This window comes from Lachnoanaerobaculum sanguinis (genome assembly GCF_033242365.1).
Classification (GTDB): domain Bacteria; phylum Bacillota; class Clostridia; order Lachnospirales; family Lachnospiraceae; genus Lachnoanaerobaculum; species Lachnoanaerobaculum sanguinis.
On the sequence record NZ_BTHK01000070.1, the window covers coordinates 1 to 344 of the forward strand.

At 54.1% G+C, this 344-nt stretch carries 1 rRNA gene; it reads right to left on the reverse strand.

From position 1 onward, the window contains the following. Positions 1 to 344 (reverse strand): 16S ribosomal RNA (locus SBH76_RS13570); the annotation flags it as partial.

A 344-nucleotide genomic window follows, 5' to 3' on the forward strand; every position in this document is an offset into this window, starting at 1 on the left:
CTACGTATTACCGCGGCTGCTGGCACGTAGTTAGCCGGGGCTTCTTAGTCAGGTACCGTCATTTTCTTCCCTGCTGATAGAGCTTTACATACCGAAATACTTCTTCACTCACGCGGCGTCGCTGGATCAGGGTTTCCCCCATTGTCCAATATTCCCCACTGCTGCCTCCCGTAGGAGTTTGGGCCGTGTCTCAGTCCCAATGTGGCCGTTCACCCTCTCAGGCCGGCTACCGATCGTCGCCTTGGTGGGCCTTTACCTCACCAACTAGCTAATCGGACGCGGATCCATCTTATACCTATAAATATTTTACCCCTGCACCATGCGGTGCTGTGGTCTTATGCGGT